Raw genomic sequence first — 2,771 nt, 5'->3', positions numbered from 1 at the left:
AAGGGGGGCTAGGGGGGATCCTCTAGGGTTTCAAAGTAACGAACTTGACTTTTCAAACACCCGCTCTTAGAAGGGAATTTCTTGACGATCGCGGAAGAATTTGCCGCTGAAGTCGGGGGTGGCAGCGGTGGCTAACCAGATGGCGGTATCTGCGCCTTGCTCGGGGGATCGCGATGCCGAGGTACCGCCCATATCGGTGCGCACCCAGCCCGGACACATAGAATAGACCGCAATTTTTTGGGGTTTGAGGGCGGCAGCCAGCATGATGGTGGCACCGTTGAGAGCGAGTTTGGAGAGGGAATAGCTGGGCGACTCGGCAGCTATTCCGGCCAAGGCTCCTAAGCCGCTGGAGCCGTTAATTACCCGCGCTGCTGGGGATTTTGATAAGTGGGGTAAGAAGGCTTGGGTCGTCCGAATTGCACCAAAGGTATTGGTATTCATGGTGCGATCGAGTAATTCCCGATCGATTGTCAGGATATTGACATCTTCATCGGGATAAATGCCAGCGTTATTAATTAACACGTCGAGCTGGGGGAAATGTGTGCCAAAATCTTGGGCGGCACGCTCGATCGATTCATCGTCAGCGACATCTAAAATCAGCGGATGGACGCGATTCTCGTTCCGTTCGCGAAGCGTCTGCCTGCGCAGAGAGGCTCTGCCAACGGATTGTAATTTCTCCAGCGCGGTTTTGGCTTTGTCGATCGATCTAGCTGCCAAAATCACTTCAAATTCCGCTGCGAGTAAACCTTGACAAATTGCCAAGCCAATCCCCTTATTACCACCAGTAACCAGTGCCCGTTTGCGAGCCGGAGCAGTTGCATTCATTAAATAGACCTCAATCGTAGTAACTAATTAATCGATGAGATGGCGATCGATCCGCTCATCTTTAATTCTGGGAATCGACTAGACGATTGAGATGTAAATAAGCTTCTTCTGGCGTGAGTCGATTGCCAGTCTCATCGGGAATATAAAACTCCCAACTATCGGGAAAATGCCTGACGACAAAGCTCGGAATCAATCCCATCATCATCGCCATCCTACCTAAATTTTCGGCTTGTTCGGCGAGGCTAACTTCATCGATGAACTCGGCATAATTCATGGGGATTGTCTCCTTCCAATCTGGTTGATTTGATTAAACTAATGGGTAATTGTCGGCGATAGCCCCGCATCTTCGCGGACGCTTTGTTGCATGACGGTCAGATCGAGGTCGCCGCGACCTTTGGCTACGCCGGTCAATAATCGATCGCGTAGAATGCTAACAATTGGTAGCGTTACCCCGGCCATTTCGCCAGCATCTAGGGCGAGATTGATGTCTTTGAGTGCTAGCGACAGTTTGAACCCCGGATTGGGGATGTTGCCGCTGGTGAGGATGCCGCTGTAAGTTTTGAAAATCGGTGCGGCAAATAAGGTATTGGTAATCGCCTCGGCAAATACTTGCGGATCGAGGCCGCTTTGCTCGGCAAAGACGAGCACTTCTGACAAGATCTCGACCGTATTCATGACCAAGATATTCGCCGCTAATTTGGCAATATGTCCGGCAGCCGGATCTGTCCCCACGTCCGAGCTACCGCGCCCCATGGCCGCTATCATCGGCGCGACGCGCTCTTGGGCGGCTTGGGCACCCGAAACCCACATCGTCAGTTGTTGGGCGGCTGCCGCGTCAGGACGCCCCGATACGGGAGCTGCTACATATGCCGCGCCTGTTCGATCGTGAACATCGGCGATCGAGCGCGCTAATTGGGGTGAGATCGTACTCATCGATAGATGGATGCCATTTGGCCCCAAGGTGTGGCCGAAACCAGCTTTACCAGTGACGATTTCAGCGAGCGCGGCATCATTGGCGACCATCGTGACGACGATGCCATCTGGCGCGGCCACGCCAGCGGGAGTGTCGGCAAATTCAGCACCGAGGGCGATGAGTTCGTCGGCTTTGCTTTTGGTGCGATTATAAACGCGGAGCTGGTACCCAGCTTTGATGAGATTGCGCGCCATCGGCAGCCCCATCGCACCCAGACCGATAAAGCCGATCGATTTGTCAGTTTGACTCATGCCATTGCTCCGGAATTTTTGACCTAGTTGCGTTCGCGTAGCGTGCGATCGGTAAACGATTCAGGCTCGCCGCTCGATCGATTGAATATTGCTTGATATCGATCGCGATTGGTACGCTCTGTCAGCGCGATTTCGATCCTCACCGCCTGGATATCGTCCTCAGCCAGTTGCCCTAATGCTGTCAAAAGATCGATTGCTGCTTGGGGTGTATTAACTGTGCCGCTGACAGTATTAGGCTCGTCAAGTTCGCGAGTGCGGGTGCCATTCTTAACGCGATCGAGCGGGAGCTGTTTGGGTTGGGCACTGACCAAAATCGCCTCATCATGATTGACAAATGCTGGCGTGCCGCCAATCTCCGAGCGACCGAGATCGACTTGAGCTAGGAGTTTATATTCAGGACTGACTTGTTCGACGATCAGCTTTTCGCGCCGTACTGGTACTTCTACATGCAAAGTCTGCGTCTCAACTTCCTTGCGTACTACGATCTCGCCCGTCTTGTGCCTAGTCAAATCGACCATCAAGCGTTCTTCTAACAAATAAATAATGTCTTCGGTGAGGACATTAGTTGAAGTGACTGATGTTGGTTGTGGCTGGTTGTCTCTAGATCTATCTAAAATCACGGGCGACTCCAAAATAATTTTTTATGTTAATATCTCGAAAAATTTTACTGGCGATCGCCTGTGTGTCTGGGCGGAGCGACTCGCTCCGCCCAGACTCAATCG

Annotated in this window: 4 protein-coding genes; all 4 read right to left on the bottom strand. The window is 52.3% G+C overall.

What is annotated here, in order from left to right; genetic code table 11:
- Positions 1-66: 66 nt before the first annotated feature.
- The 4 genes from RMO84_RS06130 to RMO84_RS06115 all read right to left on the bottom strand — a co-directional run bounded on the left by RMO84_RS06130 (position 67) and on the right by RMO84_RS06115 (position 2,669).
- Positions 67-825: an SDR family NAD(P)-dependent oxidoreductase gene (locus RMO84_RS06130; RefSeq protein ID WP_310487590.1), complete on the bottom strand. Its 759-nt coding sequence runs from the start codon at positions 823-825 to the stop codon at positions 67-69.
- 61 nt (positions 826-886) lie between these two features.
- The gene (locus RMO84_RS06125) at positions 887-1,099 is read right to left on the bottom strand and encodes a hypothetical protein (protein ID WP_310487589.1); all 213 of its coding nucleotides are present in this window, start codon (positions 1,097-1,099) and stop codon (positions 887-889) included.
- A gap of 38 nt (positions 1,100-1,137) precedes the next feature.
- Complete coding sequence (locus RMO84_RS06120) at positions 1,138-2,049, bottom strand: NAD(P)-dependent oxidoreductase (RefSeq protein WP_310487588.1); 912 nt, start codon at positions 2,047-2,049, stop codon at positions 1,138-1,140.
- Between the two features lie 23 nt (positions 2,050-2,072).
- Complete coding sequence (locus tag RMO84_RS06115) at positions 2,073-2,669, bottom strand: DUF2382 domain-containing protein (protein ID WP_310487587.1); 597 nt, start codon at positions 2,667-2,669, stop codon at positions 2,073-2,075.
- Between the last annotated feature and the right edge of the window lie 102 nt (positions 2,670-2,771).

It is taken from the genome of Chamaesiphon sp. VAR_69_metabat_338 (assembly GCF_031423935.1).
GTDB lineage: Bacteria > Cyanobacteriota > Cyanobacteriia > Cyanobacteriales > Chamaesiphonaceae > Chamaesiphon.
Note: the sequence above shows the minus strand (reverse complement) of the source record. Positions and strands in the feature narration are given on the sequence as shown.